The organism is Massilia sp. (assembly GCF_032106685.1).
Taxonomy (GTDB): Bacteria; Pseudomonadota; Gammaproteobacteria; order Burkholderiales; family Burkholderiaceae_D; genus Telluria.
Map to the genome: position 1 here is coordinate 129,860 of NZ_DAMCPG010000001.1, position 21,716 is coordinate 151,575.

The 21,716-nt window shown below is 63.6% G+C and carries 21 protein-coding genes; 14 read left to right on the forward strand and 7 right to left on the reverse strand.

Annotated elements, in window-relative coordinates; all coding sequences use genetic code 11:
- Positions 1–51: 51 nt before the first annotated feature.
- From RT688_RS00545 to RT688_RS00565, 5 genes are all read right to left on the reverse strand, one after another.
- Entirely contained in the window at positions 52–507 is a 456-nt protein-coding gene (locus RT688_RS00545) for a hypothetical protein (RefSeq protein WP_313702905.1), read from the reverse strand.
- A 19-nt stretch (positions 508–526) separates the two neighbouring features.
- The gene (locus RT688_RS00550; protein ID WP_313702906.1) at positions 527–982 is read right to left on the reverse strand and encodes a DUF2721 domain-containing protein; all 456 of its coding nucleotides are present in this window, start codon (positions 980–982) and stop codon (positions 527–529) included.
- Between the two features lie 87 nt (positions 983–1,069).
- Entirely contained in the window at positions 1,070–2,029 is a 960-nt protein-coding gene (gene pip / locus RT688_RS00555; RefSeq protein WP_313702907.1) for a prolyl aminopeptidase, read from the reverse strand.
- 51 nt (positions 2,030–2,080) lie between these two features.
- On the reverse strand, positions 2,081–3,397 hold the full coding sequence (locus RT688_RS00560) for an amino acid deaminase (RefSeq protein ID WP_313702908.1): 1,317 nt from the start codon (positions 3,395–3,397) through the stop codon (positions 2,081–2,083).
- Positions 3,398–3,414: 17 nt separating this feature from the next.
- A complete protein-coding gene (locus RT688_RS00565) occupies positions 3,415–3,822 on the reverse strand; it encodes a DUF2750 domain-containing protein (RefSeq protein WP_313702909.1) in 408 nt (135 codons plus the stop codon).
- Positions 3,823–3,974: 152 nt separating this feature from the next.
- Here RT688_RS00565 and RT688_RS23825 point away from each other — a divergent pair, with 152 nt between their 5' ends.
- The 5 genes from RT688_RS23825 to RT688_RS00575 all read left to right on the forward strand — a co-directional run bounded on the left by RT688_RS23825 (position 3,975) and on the right by RT688_RS00575 (position 9,716).
- Entirely contained in the window at positions 3,975–4,271 is a 297-nt protein-coding gene (locus RT688_RS23825) for a helix-turn-helix domain-containing protein (RefSeq protein ID WP_409521856.1), read from the forward strand.
- Between the two features lie 249 nt (positions 4,272–4,520).
- Entirely contained in the window at positions 4,521–4,799 is a 279-nt protein-coding gene (locus RT688_RS23830) for a transposase (protein ID WP_409521864.1), read from the forward strand.
- Positions 4,777–4,947 carry a transposase gene (locus RT688_RS23835; RefSeq protein ID WP_409521857.1) on the forward strand — a complete coding sequence of 57 codons (171 nt, stop codon included), beginning with the start codon at positions 4,777–4,779 and terminating at the stop codon, positions 4,945–4,947. Before RT688_RS23830 ends, RT688_RS23835 begins: the two co-directional genes overlap by 23 nt.
- A 1,209-nt stretch (positions 4,948–6,156) precedes the next feature.
- Entirely contained in the window at positions 6,157–7,491 is a 1,335-nt protein-coding gene (locus RT688_RS00570; RefSeq protein ID WP_313702910.1) for an HlyD family secretion protein, read from the forward strand.
- 80 nt (positions 7,492–7,571) lie between these two features.
- Complete coding sequence (locus tag RT688_RS00575) at positions 7,572–9,716, forward strand: peptidase domain-containing ABC transporter (protein WP_313702911.1); 2,145 nt, start codon at positions 7,572–7,574, stop codon at positions 9,714–9,716.
- A gap of 90 nt (positions 9,717–9,806) precedes the next feature.
- Here the strand turns inward: RT688_RS00575 and phbB are convergent, their stop codons facing one another.
- Together phbB and RT688_RS00585 are read right to left on the reverse strand one after the other, a co-directional pair.
- Complete coding sequence (gene phbB / locus RT688_RS00580) at positions 9,807–10,547, reverse strand: acetoacetyl-CoA reductase (protein WP_313702912.1); 741 nt, start codon at positions 10,545–10,547, stop codon at positions 9,807–9,809.
- A 60-nt stretch (positions 10,548–10,607) separates the two neighbouring features.
- Positions 10,608–11,786 carry an acetyl-CoA C-acetyltransferase gene (locus tag RT688_RS00585; RefSeq protein WP_313702913.1) on the reverse strand — a complete coding sequence of 393 codons (1,179 nt, stop codon included), beginning with the start codon at positions 11,784–11,786 and terminating at the stop codon, positions 10,608–10,610.
- Between the two features lie 354 nt (positions 11,787–12,140).
- Here RT688_RS00585 and minC point away from each other — a divergent pair, with 354 nt between their 5' ends.
- The 9 genes from minC (at position 12,141) to RT688_RS00630 (ending at position 21,657) form a co-directional block, all read left to right on the forward strand.
- Complete coding sequence (gene minC / locus RT688_RS00590; protein WP_313702914.1) at positions 12,141–12,926, forward strand: septum site-determining protein MinC; 786 nt, start codon at positions 12,141–12,143, stop codon at positions 12,924–12,926.
- A gap of 36 nt (positions 12,927–12,962) precedes the next feature.
- Positions 12,963–13,778, forward strand: coding sequence for a septum site-determining protein MinD (minD, locus tag RT688_RS00595; protein WP_313702915.1), 816 nt, complete (start codon positions 12,963–12,965; stop codon positions 13,776–13,778).
- Position 13,779: 1 nt separating this feature from the next.
- Positions 13,780–14,031, forward strand: a complete 252-nt coding sequence (gene minE / locus RT688_RS00600; protein WP_056340553.1) for a cell division topological specificity factor MinE — start codon at positions 13,780–13,782, stop codon at positions 14,029–14,031.
- 413 nt (positions 14,032–14,444) lie between these two features.
- Positions 14,445–15,134 (forward strand): response regulator transcription factor, encoded by a 690-nt coding sequence (locus RT688_RS00605; RefSeq protein WP_313702916.1) that lies wholly within the window; start codon positions 14,445–14,447, stop codon positions 15,132–15,134.
- Between the two features lie 274 nt (positions 15,135–15,408).
- Positions 15,409–16,692, forward strand: coding sequence for a glutamyl-tRNA reductase (gene hemA / locus RT688_RS00610; protein WP_313702917.1), 1,284 nt, complete (start codon positions 15,409–15,411; stop codon positions 16,690–16,692).
- Positions 16,693–16,773: 81 nt separating this feature from the next.
- Positions 16,774–17,850 carry a peptide chain release factor 1 gene (prfA, locus tag RT688_RS00615; RefSeq protein WP_312552468.1) on the forward strand — a complete coding sequence of 359 codons (1,077 nt, stop codon included), beginning with the start codon at positions 16,774–16,776 and terminating at the stop codon, positions 17,848–17,850.
- A 207-nt stretch (positions 17,851–18,057) separates the two neighbouring features.
- The gene (locus RT688_RS00620; RefSeq protein WP_313702918.1) at positions 18,058–18,528 is read left to right on the forward strand and encodes a disulfide bond formation protein B; all 471 of its coding nucleotides are present in this window, start codon (positions 18,058–18,060) and stop codon (positions 18,526–18,528) included.
- Positions 18,525–19,349, forward strand: coding sequence for a peptide chain release factor N(5)-glutamine methyltransferase (gene prmC, locus RT688_RS00625; protein WP_313702919.1), 825 nt, complete (start codon positions 18,525–18,527; stop codon positions 19,347–19,349). The genes RT688_RS00620 and prmC overlap by 4 nt, the downstream gene beginning before the upstream one ends.
- A 220-nt stretch (positions 19,350–19,569) precedes the next feature.
- The gene (locus tag RT688_RS00630) at positions 19,570–21,657 is read left to right on the forward strand and encodes a DUF885 domain-containing protein (RefSeq protein ID WP_313702920.1); all 2,088 of its coding nucleotides are present in this window, start codon (positions 19,570–19,572) and stop codon (positions 21,655–21,657) included.
- The last annotated feature ends 59 nt before the right edge of the window (positions 21,658–21,716 follow it).

Genomic DNA, 21,716 nt, shown 5'->3' on the forward strand with positions numbered 1-21,716 from the left:
GCGGTCGTAGGGTGGGTTCTCGAACCCACCTTCCCCACGTGCGCGAACCGATCAGACGAGATGACTCTCCGGCGCCCGCAACTCAGCGAACTGCTCGATGCTGCCAATGCGCACCACCACCGGATTCAGGCTGGCGCTGGGCGACAGCGAGCGCCAGGCGAACTGCCACTCCTGCTCGCGCGCCTGGGCCGCGCTCTTGGTGAAGGCGGCGCCCAGCGGCGAGCGCGAGCCGTATTCGACGGCGCCGTCGATGCCGGCCCAGTTGGGCAGCGCGCGCTGCACGGCGCGGTGCAGGCGTTCGCCGAATTCCTCGGTGTTGTGGATCACCAGGCAGCAGTCGGCCGGCGCCAGCACGTCGAACAGGGCCTTGTTCCAGGCGCGCGAGAACGAGAGGGTCAAAAAGCCGCCGGTCGGGACGAGCCGGAACTGGCCGGCCGTGAGCGCCTGCTCGAGGTCGCTGCGCATGCCGTAGCGGTGCAGGGTGGGAGGGCGCTGGTAGTCGTGCATGGGGTACTCGATTCTTGGGTTAATTGCGGCGCACCGGCGGCGCCAGGCTGGCGTCATGGCGCAAGCGCATGAAGCGCGAGGAGATGAAGATCTCGCGCAGGAAAAAGACGAAACTGAAGATCAGGGCCAGCATTGCCAGCACGAAGGAGGCGGCGATGTACTTGTCGAGCCTGATGTTGGTGGAATCGCCGAAGAACAGCATGGCAATGACCAGGCAAACCAGGAAGCCGCACGCGGTGCTCGAGCTGATCGCGTAGTTGATCAGGTGCGAGCGCCGGTACAGCACTTCGAGTTCCTCGGTGTACTCGGCGTTGGCGGCGATGTGCAGCCGGTCTTCCAGCACGCGCGTGCGGTCGATGATGCGCGCCAGGCGGTTGGTCAGCACCGTCAGCTTGGTTCCCACGCCGGTCAGCAGGAACACGGGCGCGATCGCCAGCTGGATCATGTGGCCGATGTCGCTAATCTGGATATTCATGGGAACACGTTTCTTGGCGTTGTGGGTGTGTCAGGCGTAGTGTAGCAGCCGCACGCGCGGCGCAGAAATACGCCTCGCCTGCAGAAATCACGAATCGAAACGCTTGTTGCGCTTGAACTGTTCGGTGGCCGCGACCAGGGCGCGCGCGATGCCCGTTTCCAGCGCGCCGTGGCCGGCGTCCGGAATCATGCGCAGCTTCGCGCCCGGCCAGGCCGCGTGCAGGCGGTGCGCCGACAGCGGCGGGCAGATCACGTCGTAGCGACCCTGCACGATCACGGCCGGCAAATGGGCGATGCGGCCGATGTTGCGCACCAGCTGGTCTTCCGACAGGAAGGCGCCGTTGGCCATGTAGTGCGCTTCCAGCCGGCCTACGCCCAGGTCGAGCGTGTCGGAAGGCTGCTCTTCCTCCTGCGGCAGCAGGAACACGCGGCGGCCCTCGAAACGGCTCCAGGCGCGCGCCGCCGGCCAGTAGACGGCCGGGTCGTCGCACAGCAGGCGCCGTGCATAGGCCTGCAGCAGCTCGCCGCGCTCGGCGGGCGGGATCGGCGCGATGAATTCCTCGTACAGCTCGGGATAGAACCACTGCACGCCATGCAGGAACCAGTCGACTTCGGCCGCGGTGCACAGGAAGATCCCGCGCAGGACGAAGCCGAGGCAGCGTTCGGGGTGCGCCTGGCCATAGGCCAGCGCCAGCGTCGAGCCCCAGGAACCGCCGAACACCAGCCACTGCGGGATGCCGAACATGACGCGCAGGCGCTCGATGTCCTCGATCAGCAGCTGCGTCGTGTTGTTGCGCCACTCGCCCAGCGGGGTCGACTTGCCGGCGCCGCGCTGGTCGAACAGGATCACGCGGTAGGCGTGCGGGTCGAAGAAGCGGCGGTGCTGGGGAGACAGGCCGGCGCCCGGGCCGCCGTGCAGGAACAGCACCGGGATGCCATTCGGGTTGCCGACTTCCTCCCAGTAGATCGTGTGCAGCTCGTCGACGGCGAGCATGCCGTGGCGGATGGGCTGGATCGGCGGGAACAGCGACGGTGGGGTGGCAGGCATGGCGGCTCTCTGGAAGGTCGAGCAAGAATTGTAGCCTACCGCCCCGCCCTTTCAGAAGAAGGTATTGAAGGCGCCGCGCACGGCGTAATCGTCGTCCACCGCCAGCAGCAGCTGCCACTTGTCGAAGGTCGTGCACGGATGCGAAATGCCGCAGCCGACCAGGTCGCCCACCGCCAGTTCGCTGCACAGCGGATGCCCCTCGGGCAGGCGCAGGTAGGCGTGCTGGTCGTTCATCTTGACGATCTCGCAGCCCGGCGGCAGCGCGTGCGGCGCGCCGGGGCCGGGACGGTGGTGGAACAGCGGCGCCGGCAGGTCGGCGTCGTAGGATGCGTCGCGCTTGCCCATGGTAAGGATGGCGAGTTTAGCCTCGGGACGCGACTGCACCATCGACCAGACTTCCAGCGCCGGACGCAGGCCATCGGGCTCGTCTTCGCGGGCGTTCAGTTCGCGGATGTGGCGCTCGTAGGTGCCGTGGTCGCTCGTCAGGTAGCAGCCGCTGCGCAGCACCGCGCGCACCGGCCGCGACAGCTTCCCGACATGGGCGAAGCCGCGTGCGACCAGGTCGAAATAGGACGAGCCGCCGGCCGACAGCAGGATCTCCGGTCCCGTGAACAGGCCCTCGTCGTCGGCGCTCTGCACCAGCGCCACCAGCTGGGCGAGAAAAGCGTCGACGCCGCGCAGGTCGGCCTCGCGGTCGCTTGTTACCAGCAGCCCTTCGTAGCCTTCGAAGCCGGCCAGCAGCAGGCCAGGGGCGCCCTCGACCGCGCGCGCCACCGTCAATGCTTCCTCAGGCGTGCGGCAGCCGGCGCGTTTGCCGGCCAGCCCCAGTTCGACCAGCACGGACAAGGGACGATGCAAGGGATGGGCAGCCACCGCTTCGGCCAGGCGCGCGACCCCGGTTAGCGAATCGGCCAGCACGATGCACTCGAAGTCGGGGTCGCCATGCAGCAGGGCGAGGATGGCCTTGATGTCGGCTGGCGCCACCAGTTGGTTCGCCAGCAGCACGCGCCGCACGCCGAAGCGGTGGGCGACCTGCACCTGGGTCGCGCTGGCCAGCGTGATGCCCCAGGCGCCGTTGGCGAGCTGGGCGCCGAAGAGCTGCGGGCTCATCGTCGTCTTGCCGTGCGGCGCCAGCGAAACCTTGTGGCGTTCGCAGAAGCGGCGCATCCAGTCGAGGTTGTGCTTCAGGGCCGAGGTCTTCAGCACGGCGACCGGGAAACTGGTGTCGGCATGCAGCACTTTCCAGCCCTGGACACCGATCGCGCCCTGGTGCAGCGGCTCGGTGATCGGCAAACCTTTGACGCCTGGAACCAACAATTGTTCATCGAGGCTGGCCAGGGCCAGCCCATCGTGCGGCAGTGGATGCATGGGGTATCTCTTCGGTCTTATTCGCTTCGGTCGGAGGAGGCCGGCTCGCCATGCCGGCGCAGCCGCCCTTCCAGGTCGGCGCGCAATTGATCGTGCGTTGGCGTCAAGCCGTATTCGTCCGGCGTATAGGTAATGCCCGGCAATACGCCATCGTTCTCGAGCTGGGGCAGCAGCTCATCCAACAGTTCCTGCAGGGCGAAGGCGTGGGGTTCATAGCCTTCCCACTCGAGCACGGCGCACTGCCGGGCCAGCTCGCTTGACGGCCAGAGCGGAAACACCAGGGCGCCATCGTCGGTTTTACCGATCGCCCAGCCATCACGGTACAGGCCCCAGACCTCGCCGGTGGCGGCGACGCGGCGTACGAAGTGTTCGTAGCGCAGTTGCTTCGGGAGAAGGATGACGGAAGAGGTGTCGGTGGCGTCCATTGTTTTTGGCCTGGCTGTGGGGCAGGTACAGGATACAAAAAACGAGGAGGGCAAGACGCGCTCTTGGCAATTACTAAGTAGTCTCGCAATTTTTTCTGTCAAAGTCGATTAGGCAACGCGAAAGGAGCTGAGGCGATGAAACGTTTGAAACTATGCGAGGACGAGCGGCGAACGCTGCCCGAAATGGACGTTTTTCATCCATATTCGAGGACAAGGATGCGGGCTCAAGGGATCTTCGGTTGAGCCAGGGATCGACGTTGCAGCAGACAGCCGATGAGTTTACGGTGCATTTGAACAGCGTCGAGCAATGGCGGCAGAGCTGGAACAGGCTTGGACCAGCCGGCCTCTACGAGGACGTCATACTAGTCGGCCGAAAAAATGGACACCCCAGCAGCAAGCTTTGGGCAAATTGGCGCAATCGGAGCGCGGCACAGTCGTTGCTTTGCTAAGCCATGTCGGGCATGGCCAGAAATAAGCAGCGATCAGCGAGAGCACCGCTGTACGGTATCTCAAGGAGATGAAGTTCGCCTATAAACGGTATCGGTACAGTTTAAAAAAGGAACCAAGAGGCGTTCAAACGCGCCAGCAAGGTGATTGGAGCGCTGACCCAACTCGATCGTGAGCGCCGGTGCGAACTGCTGTACTTGGATGAGTCTGGCTTCAGTCCCAATCCGCAAGTGCAGTATAGATGGCCCTGAATCGGGCAGACACGCTCAGTCGAACCGCTGGCGCATCGGCAGCGCGTCAACGTACTCGGGGCATTGCGCCACGGCGGCGAGTTGATTTGGAGTCCTCAGCAACGACCGACCACACGCAACGATGCCATCGCTTTTGTTGATCAGATAGCGACCTGTCCACATTCCGTGCCACGCATCGTCTTGCTCGATAACGCTGGGATTCACAAGGGCGCTGCTAGAAAAGCAGCGACGGCGATAGGCCAGACAAGGTCTGCATTTGTACTATTTGCCATCCTATAGTCCAGGACTCAATCGAATCGAGATCCTGTGGAAGCATGCCAAGTACTTATGGCGCTGCTTCGCGAGCGTCAACGGCACCGATTTACTGCGCGAGATTCAGTCCCTGATGAAAGCTTTCGGCAGCGAATTCACAATAAATTTTGCGTGACTACTTAATAAGTTTTAACCAAATTTTGTCGTTAGCGGGGTCATGTACGTGTCATGAAGGCTAAAACACATCAAGTCACTTAGCGCAAAGGAAAGAATCTGCCTTCCTTCTATCCGCTCCAGCCTGTACCAATTCAGCAGCATAACGTATTCATTCAAAGCTTTTTTAGGCTACCGATCTTACAATTGTCGATATCAAAACAAGAAAAGATGAAAAAATACCACAGATCACCAATCGCGCAAAAAAACGTAGGGAAAAGATTCTATCTGTAGCTTTATCAGGTATGAAAGAATTCGAAATATTAGCAAAGAAAATAATGCCGAATAAAACAAGTGGCGATACAGTGACATCTCTTCTGAAAAATATCGGAAGTAAGATATATGTCGTCGACAACGTAAGACCCAACACAAGGAAGTCGAATGCAACATGGTTTGTTCGATGTTCACTCACGGCGGCCTCCGTTTTAAAATTTGATATAGAAATTGCTTGACGCACACTATGTCATAGTGGCGCCAAGCAAATGCTGCACTTGATTTTTAGCTTGCTATAGTATATGCAACGTAAGCAATTCCTCCAAAAATAACTGCGCCGCCAATAATTCCCACCGCGCCAAATGCTACACCTCGAAGTGCTCCTACAGCTGCCGCGCGAGCCACCGCAGCAGTAGCTCCGCCCCCGGCTATTCCACCTGCAACTGCGCCGCCCGCAGTGGCGTCACCTCGGTCACCACCTGACACCATCGAAATCTCGTCCATCGTCAATGCACGCATATTTCCTCCGCTTAGTTAAAGGGTAAAAGTGCCACAAGGCAATCAATAGTGACATTGAGAAAAATTTCTATGTTGCGCTCGTGCAAGTGTTTGGCTGAAATTTTAGTATGCTGCTGATGTGCTCGATCTATGTCGATGTATGAAGTCCAAAAATTATGTGTCGAGCTTATTTGATAACAAAAACACAATTACCATCACGTCAGCACGGGTGTAGTGTCAATACCGCGTAACAGATGTGGTAGCTTGTATAAATTGAGCTATGTTAAAAACAGCCTTGAACTTAGCCCAATAGCAGGGAGGCCTCCGGCCTACAATTCAAATATATCAATCTATTGATTTGTATCTAATTTTCTAACTTTACTTTATACATATTTTTTGTTTCCCTCTTACAATAATTTGGCTATGTTTTTTCTTGAAGCCGACTTGAGGGAATATGCACTTGCGCGACGACCTTACGCCATCGAACGACGAGGCGGAAAGCATACTTTCCAAGCAGTCTTCCACGGCGACGCCAAATACTTTTTTTCGTCAGCAGGCTGTCGAACACGTAACAGTTCGGCAGTACGGTACCGTCATCCTGACCCGTCCTGTCAGTCACTCGGTTCTCACTTTCGTGTTCGCAACGCTGACATTGCTGCTAATGACATTCTTCGTCTTTTTCGAAACAACCCGCAAAGCGTCGATTCAGGGCCTGCTTGTCCCGACCGCCGGGGTGATCCGAATTTTTCCTAGTCAAGTTGGTACCATTAAGGAGATCCGTATTAAGGAAGGCGAATTCGTGCGTGAAGGCGACATCCTGTTCGTCGTGTCCAGCGAGCGCAGCACTGCTGATCCACGCTCGACGGAAGCTCTCATTTCCGAATTGCTGGCGCAGCGTCGCGACAGCTTTCATACCGAGCTGCAGCAGGCCAAGGCACAGGCCGAACATCGCCGTGCCGCCTTGCAGGAGCGCGCACAGGATCTGCAGGGAGAAATCAGGCGGCTCGACAATCAGGCACTGATGCAACAGCAGCGCATTACCCTGTCCGAACAGACCGTTGCACGCTTCGCACAGTTGAAAGCGACGAATTACATTTCGGCGGCGCAATTGCAGGAACGGCAAGCCGAGTTGCTCGACCAGCGCCAGCGCCTGCTCGAGATCGAACGTATCCGATCCGCGACCCAGCGCGACCTGGCGAGTACTAAAGCGGAGGAACAGGACATCGCGGTGCAGGCGCTGCGTGACGAAAATGCCTTGCGACGTAGTGCGTCCATCCTTGAGCAGGACTTGACCGAGAACGAAGCGCGGCGTGAAATTCCTGTCCGGGCACGCCAGAGCGGGACGATCACGGCGATTGCCGCGAATCTCGGTCAGACCGTGGGCACCGCAACCTCGCTGGCTTCCATCCTGCCGGAAGGGCACAAGTTAGAAGCGGAAATGTATGTGCCGTCGCGCGCGGTCGGCTTCATCAAGCCGGGCATGACGGCCCTCTTGCGCTACCAGGCTTTCCCGTATCAGAAGTTCGGCCAGCACCCAGCACGCGTGCGCGAGGTCGCTACCACCTCAGTACGCCTGGAGGAGCTGCCGACTTCAACAGCGGCATTGCCAGGCCGAGCGCAGTCGGAGCCGGTCTACCGCATCCGGCTAGAGCTCGACCAGCAATCCGTCCGGGCCTATGGTGCGCCAATGCCACTGCGCTCCGGCATGCTGGTCGACGCCAGCGTCATGCTCGAGCGGCGCAAGCTCTACGAATGGGTGTTGGAACCGCTGTTCAGCATCTCGGGGCGTTTATAAGTAGGCTCGCCCTTTCCCGACCAACCTGCCGACCATGTTCTTGTTCCTGAGGCCGGCTCATTCCTGATCCCAGTTGAGCTATGCAATTCACCGCCCTTTCCCAATTAGCGTTCTGGAACAGCCGCCGGTTGCCCGTTCTGCTGCAGACCGAAGCGGCCGAATGTGGCCTGGCCTGTATCGCAATGGTCGCCAGCTACTGGGGCCATCGTACCGATATCCCAAGCATGCGCCGCCGCTTCTCCGTGTCGATGAAGGGCGTAAATCTGAAGGGCCTGATGGCAATGGCAAGCGGCCTGTCGTTGCAGACGCGTCCGCTCAAGCTGGACCTCCAACACTTGCCTGAACTGAAGCTACCCTGCATCCTGCATTGGGACCTGAACCACTTTGTCGTGCTTAAGTCGGTATCGGCCAACCATGTTGTCGTGCACGACCCGGCCGTCGGCGAGCGTCCCATGCCGCTGGCCGAGTTCGGCAAGCACTTTACCGGTATTGCTCTCGAGCTGACGCCGACCGCGCAATTCACACCCAAGGAAGAACGCCAGCAGTTCTCCCTGGTTTCCCTGATGGGACATGTGATTGGCCTGCGCCGCGGCCTGTTCCAGCTACTCGCGCTCGGCCTGGCCCTGCAGGTGTGCGCCTTGATCGCTCCTTTCTACATGCAGTGGATCGTGGACGAAGCCCTGCTGGCGTCAGACCGCGACCTGATCACGGTACTGGGCTGCGGCTTCCTGCTGCTGGTGCTGCTCCAGACCGCGATCGGCGCCGTGCGTTCCTGGGTGACTACGGTACTGGCCACCAGCCTGAACTTGCAATGGCTGGGCAATGCCTTTGTCCATCTCCTGAAACTGCCGCTGCCCTACTTCGAGAAGCGTCACACCGGCGATATCGTTTCGCGCTTCGGGTCGATCCAGCAAATCCAGACCAGCCTGACGACGCAGTTCGTCGAAGGAGTCATCGATGGCATCCTGGTGCTGGGCACCCTCGTCATGATGCTGCTGTATAGCGCGACGCTTGCCGCCGTGGCCTGCTTGGCCGTACTGCTGTATGGGCTGCTGCGCTGGGTAATATTCCGCCCCCTGCGCGATGCAAACTCCGAGCAGATCATCCACGCCGCGAAACAGCAGAGCCACTTCATGGAGACGGTGCGCGGCATGCAGAGCATTCGCCTGTTCGGACGCAGCGAAGAGCGCCGTTCAGGCTGGATGAATTCGCTGACCGACGAATTCAATGCCCATCTCCGTATTGCCAGACTGTCGGTCTCATATCAGACGGCCAATACCCTGCTGTTCAGTGGCGAGCGCGTGATCGTGATCTGGCTCGCCGCTCTTGCCGTGCTCAGCAACGAGTTCTCGGTCGGGATGGTGTTTGCCTTTATCAGCTACAAGGACCAGTTCAGCCAGCGCATGGCGAGCCTGATCGACAAGCTGTTCGAGTTGCGGATGATGCGCCTGCATGGCGAGCGCGTGGCCGACATCGTGCTGGCCGAAGCGGAACGAGACGATGATACGGCCGAAGTCGACGCCAGCCATATCACGCCGTCCATCGAGATCAGCAACCTGAGTTTCCGCTATTCCGACAGTGAGCCCGAGGTCATCCGCGAGCTCAACCTCAGCATCCCCGCCGGGCAATGCGTGGCGATCACCGGACCTTCCGGCTGCGGGAAGACGACCCTGATGAAGCTGCTGCTTGGCCTGCTTACGCCGACCGGGGGTGAAATCCGTATCGGTGGGATGCCTTTGGGTACGCTTGGTCTGTCGAACTACCGTCAAATGCTGGGCACGGTGATGCAGGACGACACCCTGTTTGCCGGATCGATCGCGGACAACATCAGTTTCTTCGATCCGATGGTCGACATGCAGCGGGTCTACGGCTGCGCGGAACTCGCCGCCATCGCGCCCGAGATTGCCGCCATGCCGATGGCCTTCAACACGCTGATCGGCGATATCGGCACCGGCCTGTCGGGTGGGCAGAAACAACGCATTCTGCTGGCACGGGCGCTGTACAAGAACCCAAAAATCCTGGTGCTGGACGAAGCGACCAGCCACCTGGATGTATGGAATGAACAGGCCGTCAACCAAGCCATTCAACAAATTTCATTGACCCGCCTGATCGTTGCGCATCGTCCGGAAACGATCCAGATGGCAGAGCGTGTGATTGTCCTGCATAACGGCCAAGTCGCCCAGGATGTCAATAAGCCGACCCCTGAAGACCAGCAGGCCGCTTGACGACGACGGTTTTCTAGAAAAAAGCCCGGACGAGTAACCGGCCGGGCTTTTTTGAACGCAAGCGCCTTCGTTAGCGCGCCCGGCCATCAATCACGACATATGCTGCCCGCCATTGATCGCGATATTCGCACCAGTAACGAACGCCGCTTCATCCGACGCCAGGTAAGCAACCAGGCCGGCCACTTCTTCCGGTTTGCCCAGGCGGCCCATCGGGATTTGCGGGATGATCTTGGTTTCCAGCACGTCGCTCGGGATGTCCATCACCATCTTGGTGCCGATGTAGCCCGGCGAGATGGTGTTGACGGTCACGCCCTTGCGCGCCACTTCCAGGGCCAGGGCCTTGGTGAAGCCGTGCATGCCGGCTTTCGCGGCCGAGTAATTGGTCTGGCCGAAGGCGCCCTTCTGGCCGTTGACCGAGGAAATATTGATGATGCGTCCCCAGCCGCGCTCGACCATGCCGTCGCAGACGGGTTTCGTCATGTTGAACACCGAGTCCAGGTTGGTCTTGATGACCGCGTCCCAGTTGACCTTGTCCATCTTCTTGAAGGTCATGTCGCGCGTGATGCCGGCATTGTTGACCAGCACGTCGACCGGGCCGACTTCCTGCTCGACCTGCTTGACGCAGGCTTGCGCCGAGTCGTAGTCGGCCACGTCGCACGGGTACGCCTTGAAGTTGTACCCCTGCTCGCGCATCGCCGCCAGCCAGCTTTCGGCCTTGGTGTTGCCCGGCGAATGGGTCGTGACGACCGTGTATCCCAGAGCGGCCAGCTTGATGCACACCGCTTCGCCCAGGCCGCCCATGCCGCCGGTCACTAATGCTACTCGAGCCATTGTCTTCTCCTAGTTTTTGTCCGTCACTTTTCAGAACCTACAGCTGCTGCCCGGCCGCACTTAATCGCGTTCGACCGCCAGCGCCACCCCCATCCCCCCGCCGATGCACAGGCTGGCCAAGCCACGCTTGGCGTCGCGGCGCGCCATTTCATACAGCAGGGTGACCAGGACGCGCGCGCCGGAGGCACCGATCGGGTGTCCCAGTGCGATCGCGCCGCCGTTGACGTTGATCTTCGACGTATCCCAGCCCATTTCCTTGTTGACGGCGATCGCCTGCGCGGCGAAGGCCTCGTTGATTTCCATCAGGTCCACGTCCTGGTGCGTCCAGCCCGCCTTCTGCAGGCACAGGCGCGAAGCCGACACCGGGCCCATGCCCATGATGCTCGGGTCCAGCCCTGCCGACGAATAGGCCTTGATGCGCGCCAGCGGCGTCAAGCCGAGTTCGCGCGCTTTGGAGGCGCTCATCATGATGACGGCGGCGGCGCCATCGTTGATGCCGGAGGCGTTGCCGGCAGTCACAGTACCTTCCTTGTTGAAGGCGGGGCGCAGGCTGGCCAGTGCCTCGAGCGTGCTGCCGTGCTTCGGATACTCGTCGGTGTCGAACACGGTGACGCCCTTTTTCGAGGGAATCTCGACCGGGAGGATCTCGTCCTTGAAGCGGCCTTCCTTGACGGCGGCCTCGGCCTTCAGTTGCGACTGCAGCGCGAATTCATCCTGCTCGGCGCGCGAGATCTCGTACTTGCGCGCCACGTTCTCGGCGGTCACGCCCATGTGGTACTGGTTGTAGACGTCCCACAGGCCGTCGACGATCATGGTGTCGACCAGCTTGGCGTCGCCCATGCGGAAGCCGTCGCGCGAATTCGGCAGCACGTGCGGCGAGGCGCTCATGTTTTCCTGGCCGCCGGCGATGACGATCTGGGCGTCGCCGCACTTGATGGCCTGGGCCGCCAGGTGGGTGGCCTTCAGGCCGCTGCCGCAGACCATGTTGATGGTTTGCGCAGGCACCATGTCGGGCAGGCCGCCCTTGAGCGCGGCCTGGCGCGCCGGGTTCTGGCCGGCGCCGGCCGTCAGCACCTGGCCCATGATCACTTCGCTGACGCTGGCCGGATCGATGCCGGTTTTGGCCAGCAGCTGGCGAATCACGTGCGCGCCGAGCTCGGCGGCGGGAATCTTGGCGAGCGAGCCGCCGAATTTGCCGACCGGGGTCCGGCCGGCTGCTACGATCACGACGTCTTCCATGTTTGTCTCCGGTAACTAGCTGGGCAAGGGGTGATGGGCCGTATGCGATGTTGGCGGGCGCGGCCGTAAATAGTCGACCGCAGCTGCGCATTGCCGCCGGTACGGTCCGGCGGAAACTTCGCATGTTAATTTCGTGCCCGTGTTAGCGTTTGAGCCAGATCAATCTTATCAGCTTATTCATGGAAAACAACCTGTGTTGACCGACAGATTGGAATGCCACTTTCTCCATGACGGAGGGCAAAATTTGGAACAGACAAGCATCCGAAATTGCCCTTGGGAATGATGCTGGAAACGCTGCCCTTTTAGGCAAATTTCACAGTAGAATGCACGGGCTATAGCCAACCAGAACTGTTTATGTCGAAAAGTCCGTCCAGCCTGCCCATCGAAATCAAGATCTCCACGGTTGTCGCGATCTCGGCGATCCTGCATTCGTCCGATCCGATCGCGATCGATGCGGCCCTGAAGCAGATGACCGGCGGGGTCTCGGACTTTTTCGAGGATGAATTCGCCGTCATCGACGTCGGCGCGCTTGCCGCCGGGACGGCCTATATCGACTGGCGCGCGCTGGTCGACCTGCTGAAAAAATACCGCCTGAACGCGGTCGCCGTGCGCGGCGCCACGCCCGAGATGGCCGAGGCCGTCAAGGCGCTGGGCCTGGCGCTGGACGACGGCGCCGGCGCCGACCGCGCCCGCGAGGACGTCGCCGCGGCCACCGCCGCCACCGCCGCGCCCACACCGGCGCCCGCGTCGGCCCCTGCTCCCGTCCCGGCGCCGGCGCCGGCCGCGCCGCTGCCGGCCATGATCGTCGACACCCCGGTGCGCGCCGGCCAGCGCGTCTACGCGCGCGGCTGCGACCTGATCATCACCGCGGTGGTCAACAACGGCGCCGAAATCATTGCCGACGGCAGCATCCACGTCTACGCGCCGATGCACGGCCGCGCCCTGGCCGGCGCCTCGGGCAACGCCGCCTCGCGCATCTTCGGCCTGTCGCTGCAGCCGGAGCTGGTGTCGATCGCCGGCGTCTATCGCACGTTCGATGAAGGTTTCCCGGCCGAGCTGGCACGCCAGCCGGCCCAAATTCGCCTGGTCGGCGACCGGATCGATATATCATCGCTGAGTCCGGCTTCGATCCGCGCGTAATTCAGACTCTGACCAGATACTGTAAAGGACCTTTTTGTGGCAAGAATTATTGTTGTGACGTCCGGCAAGGGCGGCGTGGGCAAAACCACCTCGAGCGCGAGCTTCTCCACTGGCCTTGCCCTGCGCGGCCACAAGACTGCGGTGCTGGACTTCGACGTCGGCCTGCGCAACCTCGACCTGATCATGGGCTGCGAACGCCGCGTGGTGTACGACCTGGTCAACGTGATCAACGGCGAAGCGACGCTGAACCAGGCCCTGATCAAGGACAAGCACTGCGACAACCTGTTCATCCTGCCGGCCTCGCAAACGCGCGACAAGGAAGCCCTGACCGAAGAAGGCGTCGAGCGCGTGCTCAACGAGCTGGTCAAGATGGGCTTCGAGTACATCATCTGCGACTCGCCGGCCGGCATCGAGCACGGCGCGCTGATGGCGCTGACCTTTGCCGACGAGGCGCTGATCGTGACCAACCCGGAAGTATCGTCGGTGCGCGACTCGGACCGCATCCTGGGCATCCTGCAGGCCAAGTCGCGCCGCGCCCAGAGCGGCGGCGAACCGGTCAAGGAACACCTGTTGATCACCCGCTACTCGCCGCGCCGCGTCGAGAACGACGAGATGCTGTCCTACCAGGACGTGCAGGAAATCCTGCGCATCCCGCTGCTGGGCATCATCCCGGAATCGGAATCGGTGCTGCACGCCTCGAACCAGGGCAACCCGGCGATCCATTTCAAGGGCACCGACGTGGCCGAGGCCTACGAGGACGTGGTGGCGCGTTTCCTGGGCGAAGACCGCCCGCTGCGCTTCACGACCTACGAAAAGCCGGGTCTGTTGCAACGCATTTTTGGGACCAAGTGACATGGCATTGCTCTCATTCCTGTTCCCCGAAAAGAAGAAGAGCGCGAACGCGGCCAAGGAACGGCTGCAAATCATCATCGCCCGCGAACGGACCAACCGTACCGGTCCGGATTTCCTGCCGGCCCTGCACCGCGAGCTGATCGAGGTGATCTCGAAGTACACCAAGGTCAACGCCGACGACATCAAGATTTCGCTCGACCGCCAGGGCAACCTGGAAGTGCTCGACGTCAACGTGGTGTTGCCGGACGCCTGACCGGTTTCCTCGCGCCCGTCCGCCTGCCGGACGGGCGCTTCCCTTCCTCCGCCTGCTCCCCCCGTCGTGCTTGCCTGAATCCGCAGTCAGGCCGATCATGTCGACGCGCCCTGCGGCGCCTGTCGCCTGCCCTGTTGTCGCCATGGCGACGCATTGTCACAAATTGCCGCTTTGTTGCTCAGTGTTGCTTTTCCGCCGCATGCTGTGCGTTTTTCGCCGGCACCCGAAAAACTGTCGGAATTGAGTATTTACCGAGTGATGACTCGGCGAAACTACCTCCCCGTTTACCCCTGACTCTTCCTTTCGGTAAAAAACAAAAATTTACGAGTAGCATTATTTTGTCAAAGTCTGTTATAGTCGGTTTAACGATGTAGGATTGATCCTACAGGTTAATTTGACAATAGCGTGCCGCCATGAGAATAGCTGTCCTCGACAATGACCGTAGCCAGGCTGACCTGATTTGCCAGGTCCTCAGCTCCGCTGGACACAGCTGCCAATCCTTTGGAGACGGCAAGGAATTGCTGGCCCAGATGCGCAAGGACAGCACCGATTTGCTGGTCATGGACTGGCCGGCCGGCGACGGCGAAGCCGCCGACGTCCTGCGCCGCGCCAAGGAAAAGATGGCGCCGGATGCGCCCGCCATGTTCCTGGTCGGCAGCGGCGCCGAGGACGACATCGTGGCCGGCATGGAAGCCGGCGCCGACGACTACCTGGTCAAGCCCCTGCGCCGCGGCGAACTGGTGGCGCGCGTGTCGGCCCTGCTGCGCCGCGCCTACCCGGCGCAAACCGGCACCGAGCAGCTGCAGTTCGGCCCCTACGTCTTCGAGACCCGTCCAGGCCGCCTGCTGAAGGACGGCAACGTCATCGACGTCACGCAAAAAGAGTTTTACCTGGCCCTGCTGTTTTTCCGCAACATCGGCCGCCCGCTGTCACGCGCCTATATCCACGAATCGGTCTGGGTGCGCGAAACCGCCATCCCGTCGCGCACCATGGACACCCACGTTTCGCGCGTGCGCAACAAGCTGAGCCTGCGTCCGGAAAATGGCTTCCGGCTAGTGCCGGTGTATAGCTACGGCTATCGGCTGGAGAAGCTGGGGGCCTGAGCGGCACCGCGGCTGTTCGATGGCCGCTTGCACGCGTGGACGGCAGAGCCGTCCACCCTACGGTCCGTCAAGTTGTGATAACGGTGCGCAAGCCGACGTAGGGTGGACGGGTTTGCCGTCCACGCGTTCGACGCACGTTTGCCTTGCCCACGATCCGAACAAGGTTCGCGTTATCGGGCAGACAATCCCCTCCAGCCTCTTCTATCGGTCCCATGAAACCCTGCGCGCATGAGGGTATAATTCCCCCACACGATTCCCACCGTCTTATTCCAGAATGCAACTGCTCGCCGTTGGCCTGAACCACACGACTGCACCGGTCGCGCTGCGCGAACAGCTTGCGCTCGGCCCGGAACAGCTCGGCCGCGCGGTGCAGTCGGCGCGCGAGTGGTTCGGCCGCTTCGGCCAGCTCGAACGCCGCGGCAGCGACGAAGCCGCGATCCTCTCTACCTGCAACCGCACCGAGCTGTACGCCGCCAGCGGCGTGCCCGATCCGCTCGACGCCTCGGCCCAGTTCCTGGCCCACTACCACGCGCTGAATTACGCCGAACTGCGGCCGCACCTGTACATGCTGCCGCAGGGCGACGCCGTGCGCCACGCCTTCCGCGTCGCCTCCGGGCTCGATTCGATGGTGCTGGGCGAGCCGCAGATCCTCGGCCAGATGAAGGACGCCGTGCGCACCGCCGAGGAGGCGGGCGGCCTGGGCACCTACCTGCACCAGCTGTTCCAGCGCAGCTTCGCGGTGGCGAAGGAAGTACGCACTACCACGGAGATCGGCGCCCACAGCGTCTCGATGGCCGCCGCCGCGGTGCGCCTGTCGCAGCGCATTTTCGATCGCATCGCCGACCAGCACGTGCTGTTCATCGGCGCCGGCGAGATGATCGAGCTGTGCGCGGCCCACTTCGCGGCCCAGAATCCGAAGTCGATCACGATCGCCAACCGCACCATGGAACGCGGCGAGTCGCTCGCCACGCGCCTGAACGGCCGCGCGATCCGTCTGGCCGACCTGCCCGAGCAGCTGGCCCGGTTCGACATCGTCGTTTCCTGCACCGCCTCGACCCTGCCGCTGATCGGCCTGGGCCTGGTCGAACGCGCGATCAAGGCGCGCCGCCATCGCCCGATCTTCATGGCCGATCTCGCCGTGCCGCGCGATATCGAACCGGAAGTCGCGCGCCTGGACGACGTCTACCTGTACACCGTCGACGACCTGGCGCAGGTGGTGCAGACCGGGATGGAAAGCCGGCAGGCCGCCGTGGCCCAGGCCGAAGCCATCATCGAACACCGCGTCCAGTCCTTCATGCACTGGATCGGCGACCGCGCCATGGTCCCCGTCATCCAGGACATGCACGAGGCCAGCGAAGCGCTGCGCCTGGCCGAACTCGAACGCGCCCGCCGCCTGCTCGCCAAGGGCGAAGACATCGACGCGGTGCTCGAGGCGCTGTCGAAAGGCCTGGCCGCGAAATTCCTGCACGGCCCGCAACAGGCGCTGCACCGCGCCGAAGGCGACGAACGCGCGCGCCTGGCGACCCTCCTGCCCCAGCTGTTCCGCGGCCGCCGTTAGCGGCGCCTCCCCGCTGCGCGCCTGCTCCGGGCGCTTTCCGGCGCTCCCGCGCCACCTGTCACCCTTTTTCGCATACAGCCCATGAAACCATCGATGCTGGCCAAGCTCGACCAACTGGCGAACCGCCTGGTCGAACTCGACGAACTCCTGATGTCCGAAGGCGCCACCGCCAACATGGACAGCTACCGCAAGATGACGCGCGAGCACGCCGAACTTTCGCCGCTGGTCGCGCTGTATAAACAGTACCAGGAGGCGAACGGCGACATCGCGGCGGCGCAGGAAATGCTTGCCGACCCGGACATGAAGGAATTCGCCCAGGAAGAGATCGAGGCCGCCAAGGCGCGCCTGGCCGATCTTGACCTCGACTTGCAGAAAATGCTGTTGCCGAAGGACGAGAACGACGAGCGTAACATCTTCCTCGAGATCCGCGCCGGCACCGGCGGCGACGAGTCGGCCCTGTTCGCCGGCGACCTGCTGCGCATGTACACCCGCTTCGCCGAGCGCAACCGCTGGCAGGTCGAGATGGTGTCCGAGTCGCCGTCGGACCTGGGCGGCTACCGCGAAGTGATCGTGCGCGTGGTCGGCAATGGCGCCTACTCGAAACTGAAATTCGAGTCGGGCGGCCACCGCGTGCAGCGCGTGCCCGCCACCGAGACCCAAGGCCGCATCCACACCTCGGCCTGCACGGTGGCGGTGATGCCGGAAGCGGACGAGGTCGAGGACGTGAACATCAACCCGGCCGACCTGCGCATCGATACCTACCGCGCCTCGGGCGCCGGCGGGCAGCACATCAACAAGACCGATTCGGCGGTGCGCATCACCCACCTCCCCACGGGCATCGTGGTCGAGTGCCAGGACGACCGCAGCCAGCACAAGAACAAGGCGCAGGCGATGAAAGTGCTGGCCGCGCGCATCAAGGATGTGCAGCTGCGCGAACAGCAGTCGAAAGAGGCCGCCACCCGCAAGAGCCTGATCGGCTCGGGCGACCGCAGCGAGCGCATCCGCACCTACAACTTCCCGCAGGGCCGCCTGACCGACCACCGCATCAACCTGACGCTGTATAAACTGGACTTCATCATGGACGGCGACCTGGCCGAGCTGACCAATGCGCTGGCCGCCGAGCACCAAGCCGAGCTGCTCGCCGCACTGGGCGATTAACAGCACCTGGCAATGCGCCCATGGCGGCGTTGCGTCGTCTCGCCGTACAACGCGTACTGTCTTCGACGACGCGCCTTGCCCTGGGCGCATTGCCAATCGCTGCAAGCTAAGTCTGGGTTAAGTTGCCAATGTGAAAATGCGGATGCGCGATTCGAGGCCGTATGCGAGAATCGCCTTCTGTTTTTTGACCAACGAGAGCCGAACCGCATGCCCGCTTCCCGTACCGTCCTCCTGATCGTGGCCGCGATCAGCTTCGCGCTGATCGGCGTCGCCCTCTACCTGCAGCACGCGCACGACATGCTGCCCTGCCCGCTGTGCGTGATCCAGCGCTACCTGTTCCTGGCGGTCGGCATCGCGAGCCTGGCCGGCGCCTTCGCCGGCAGGATCAAGGCGGGCGCCGGCGTGGCCCTGCTGGCGGCGCTCGGCGGCCTGGGCGTGGTCGGCAAGCATTTATATGTGCTGGCCAATCCCGGCTTCTCCTGCGGCATCGACCCGATGGAGACCATGCTCAACAAAATTCCCACGGCGACCCTGATGCCCTGGCTGTTCCAGGCCGACGGCCTGTGCGAGACCGCCACCGACGGGCTGTTCGGCCTGTCGATCCCGCAGTGGTCGGCGGTGTGGTTCGTGCTGTTGACGCTGACCCTGGTCTGGGTGCTGGCGCGCCGCGCGCGATGATTATCCCAGCCGGCGCCAGCATCGGGTCGCTGCAGGCCAGCCTGCCGCTCGATCCGCTGGAAAACCGCATCCTGCTGTGCCACGCGCTGGGCATCTCGCGCGTGGGGCTGATCACGCAGTCCGAACGCGAGCTGGGCGCCGATGAGGCAGAGCGCCTGGCGGCCCTGGTGCAGCGCCGCCTGGACGGCGAACCGATCGCCTACATCGTCGGCCAGCGCGAGTTCTTCGGCCTGCCCTTCCAGGTCGGCCCGGCAGTGCTGATCCCGCGTCCCGATACCGAACTGATCGTCGAACTGGCGCTCGAACGCCTGGCCCCGCGCGCGCGCCTGCTCGACATGGGCACCGGCAGCGGCGCGATCGCGGTGTCCGTCGCCCACACGCGGCCCGACGCCCAGGTGACCGCGCTCGACGTCAGCGCGGACGCGCTCGCGCTGGCGCGGACGAATGCCGACGCCAACGGCGCCACGGTGCGCTTCCTGCGCAGCGACTGGTTCGCGGCGCTGGGCGAGGAAGACGTGTTCGACGTCGTGGCCTCGAACCCGCCCTACATCGCATCGGGCGACGAACACCTGGCGCAGGGCGATTTGCGCTTCGAACCGGTCGATGCGCTGACCGACCACGCGGACGGCCTGTCGGACCTGCGCACGATCATCGCGGGCGCGGCCCGGCACCTGGTGGCGGGCGGCTGGCTGCTGCTCGAGCATGGCTACGACCAGGCGGCGGCGGTGCGGACATTGCTGGCCGAGGCCGGGTACCTGGAAGCGCAGAGCTGGCGCGACCTGGCGGGGATCGAGCGGGTCAGCGGCGGGCGACGCGGGTAGTTCACCGCGACTTCCTTGCTTGCTCGAATATGAATTCAAGCGCGGCTCCGGAAAAGTCCGACCGCGTGGGCTCAAGAGCCCACCCTACGAAACCCCGCCCTTGTAGGGTGGGTACTCGTACCCACGCGATACAACGCAGGCAGACCGCACAGCTCCCCACCGCGCGCCGCCCCGCCGGCACCCATTGTTACAATGCCTACACGTCCACCACCCTGACCCCATGCGCCGACTATTCCCCCTCCTCGTCCTGCTTACCGCGCTGTTCCACGGCGTGGCGCGCGGTGCGTCCGAGGATGCGCAGGCGCTGTTCGAGCGCGACTGGGAATGGCAGCTGCGCCACGATCCCGAATACGCGACCACGATCGGCGAGCACCGCTTCGACGCGCGCCTGTCCGACACCAGCCTGGCCGCCAGCCGCGCCGCGCTCGACTACGCCGGCAAGGCCCTGGAAGAAGCCCGCGCCCTCGACCGCGCCAGCTTGACGCCCCAGGAACGCCTGTCGCTCGACCTGTTCATCTTCGACAAGGAGCGCCGGCTCGCGCGCTTCGCCTTCCATGCCTTCGATCCGCAGCCGATCACGGCCTGGGACGGGCTGCACGTGCGCCTGCCGCGCCTAGTGGCGCAGATGCCGTTCGCGACCGAGGAAGACTACCGCAACTACATCGCGCGCCTGAATGCGCTGCCGGCCCACGTCGACGGCCTGATTGAACAGCTGCGCGAAGGCATGCGCACCGGCTGGACCGCGCCGAAGGCCAGCGTGCGCGCCGTGCCGGAGCTGCTGCGGGCGCTGCGCGAGCGCCTGGCCGATGGCCCGCTGTCGGCGCCGCTGCGGCGCATTCCCGCCACCATCGACCCCGCGGTGCGCGAGGAGCTCGTCAAGGCCGGCAACGCCGCCCTGACGAGCAGCGCCGCGCCGGCCCTGCGCAAGCTCGAAGACTTCATCCGCGCCGACTATGTGCCGGCCGCGCGCGATGCGCTGGCCGCCAGCAGCCTGCCGGGCGGGCCCGGCTACTACGCCTTCCTGGTCCGCAACGCCACCGGCACCGGCTTGACGCCGGCCGAGGTGCACGCACTCGGCCTGAAGGAAGTGGCGCGCATCCGCGGCGCGATGGAGCAGGCGGTCAAGCACACCGGTTTTCGCGGCACGCTGGCGCAGTTCCTGGTGTTCGCGCGCAGCGACAAGCGCCTGTTTGCCTCCAGTCCCGAGGCGCTGCTGGCGAGGTATCGCCGCACCATCGCGCGCGCCGAGGCGCGCCTGCCCGACCTGTTCGGGACCGTTCCGCTGGCATCGGTCGGCGTCAAGCCGCTCGGCCAGGACGGCGCGGCCGGCCAGGTCGCGGCCTATTACGAAGCCGGCACGCCGGACCGCAGCGCGGCGCTGGTGGTCAACACGGCGCGCCCGCAGCCGCTGTGGGAAGTCGAGACCCTGGCCCTGCACGAGGCGCTGCCCGGGCACCACCTGCAGGTCGCGCGCGCGCATGAACTGGCCCAGCTGCCGGCGTTTCGGCGCCACCGCTGGGATGACGCCTTCGGCGAAGGCTGGGCCACCTATGCCGAAAGCCTGGGACCGGAGATGGGCTTCTTCAAGGACCCGTTCTCCCGCTTCGGCCACCTGAACGACGACATGTTCCGCGCCGCCCGGCTGGTGGTGGACACCGGCATCCACGCGCAGGGCTGGACGCGGCGCCAGGCGATCGACTACCTGAACGCGAACACGGCCAATGCCGCCGCCGACAACGAAGTCGAAATCGACCGCTACATCGCCCAGCCGGCCCAGGCCTTGAGCTACAAGATCGGCCAGCTGCGCATCCGCGCCTTGCGCGACAAGGCGCAAGCCGCGCTGGGAGCGCGCATGGACCTGCGGCGCTTCCACGACGCCTTGCTGGACAATGGTTCGCTGCCGCTGCCGCTGCTCGAGCGCGAAATGGGCCGCTGGCTGGCGGCCCAGCTGGCGCCGCCGCCCGGCCCGGGTCCGATCCTGCTGCCCGCGCCCGCCGTCCCTGCCGGACCGGGACCGATTCCGCTGCCCGCGCCGGCGCTCCAGCCGCCTGCTTCTTCTCCCGCGCCGGCAGCGGCGCCGGCGACGGCCAGGCCCGGTCCCTTCCCGCTGTCGGGCATGCAGAACCGGTCGGCGCCGGCGCCTGCGTCGAAGGCGGCGCCCGCCCAGCCGGCCACCGCGCCCGACACCGCCCCGGCCGCGCCGCCTGCCGACAAAAAACCGCGCAAACCCGCCCCCACTCCCACTTCCGCGGCGCCGGACAAGCCGCCCTCCGCTGCCGATCCGGCGCCGCCTGCCAGCACGGACTGAGGCGCCAGGGGCGTCTGCCCCGCATCCCGGTATCGCCGGCCGGAAATGAACCGGCCGCC

What these genes read in the sequence shown, in the direction of transcription:
- RT688_RS00575 (WP_313702911.1), top strand. Translation starts at nt 7,572, where the DNA reads ATGCAATTCACCGCCCTTTCCCAATTAGCGTTCTGGAACAGCCGCCGG.
- phbB (WP_313702912.1), bottom strand. Translation starts at nt 10,547, where the DNA reads ATGGCTCGAGTAGCATTAGTGACCGGCGGCATGGGCGGCCTGGGCGAA.
- minE (WP_056340553.1), top strand. Translation starts at nt 13,780, where the DNA reads ATGGCATTGCTCTCATTCCTGTTCCCCGAAAAGAAGAAGAGCGCGAAC.
- RT688_RS00630 (WP_313702920.1), top strand. Translation starts at nt 19,570, where the DNA reads ATGCGCCGACTATTCCCCCTCCTCGTCCTGCTTACCGCGCTGTTCCAC.
- pip (WP_313702907.1), bottom strand. Translation starts at nt 2,029, where the DNA reads ATGCCTGCCACCCCACCGTCGCTGTTCCCGCCGATCCAGCCCATCCGC.
- hemA (WP_313702917.1), top strand. Translation starts at nt 15,409, where the DNA reads ATGCAACTGCTCGCCGTTGGCCTGAACCACACGACTGCACCGGTCGCG.
- RT688_RS23825 (WP_409521856.1), top strand. Translation starts at nt 3,975, where the DNA reads ATGCGAGGACGAGCGGCGAACGCTGCCCGAAATGGACGTTTTTCATCC.
- RT688_RS00585 (WP_313702913.1), bottom strand. Translation starts at nt 11,786, where the DNA reads ATGGAAGACGTCGTGATCGTAGCAGCCGGCCGGACCCCGGTCGGCAAA.
- RT688_RS00620 (WP_313702918.1), top strand. Translation starts at nt 18,058, where the DNA reads ATGCCCGCTTCCCGTACCGTCCTCCTGATCGTGGCCGCGATCAGCTTC.
- RT688_RS00605 (WP_313702916.1), top strand. Translation starts at nt 14,445, where the DNA reads ATGAGAATAGCTGTCCTCGACAATGACCGTAGCCAGGCTGACCTGATT.
- prfA (WP_312552468.1), top strand. Translation starts at nt 16,774, where the DNA reads ATGAAACCATCGATGCTGGCCAAGCTCGACCAACTGGCGAACCGCCTG.
- RT688_RS00550 (WP_313702906.1), bottom strand. Translation starts at nt 982, where the DNA reads ATGAATATCCAGATTAGCGACATCGGCCACATGATCCAGCTGGCGATC.
- RT688_RS00565 (WP_313702909.1), bottom strand. Translation starts at nt 3,822, where the DNA reads ATGGACGCCACCGACACCTCTTCCGTCATCCTTCTCCCGAAGCAACTG.
- minC (WP_313702914.1), top strand. Translation starts at nt 12,141, where the DNA reads ATGTCGAAAAGTCCGTCCAGCCTGCCCATCGAAATCAAGATCTCCACG.
- RT688_RS00560 (WP_313702908.1), bottom strand. Translation starts at nt 3,397, where the DNA reads ATGCATCCACTGCCGCACGATGGGCTGGCCCTGGCCAGCCTCGATGAA.
- RT688_RS00545 (WP_313702905.1), bottom strand. Translation starts at nt 507, where the DNA reads ATGCACGACTACCAGCGCCCTCCCACCCTGCACCGCTACGGCATGCGC.
- prmC (WP_313702919.1), top strand. Translation starts at nt 18,525, where the DNA reads ATGATTATCCCAGCCGGCGCCAGCATCGGGTCGCTGCAGGCCAGCCTG.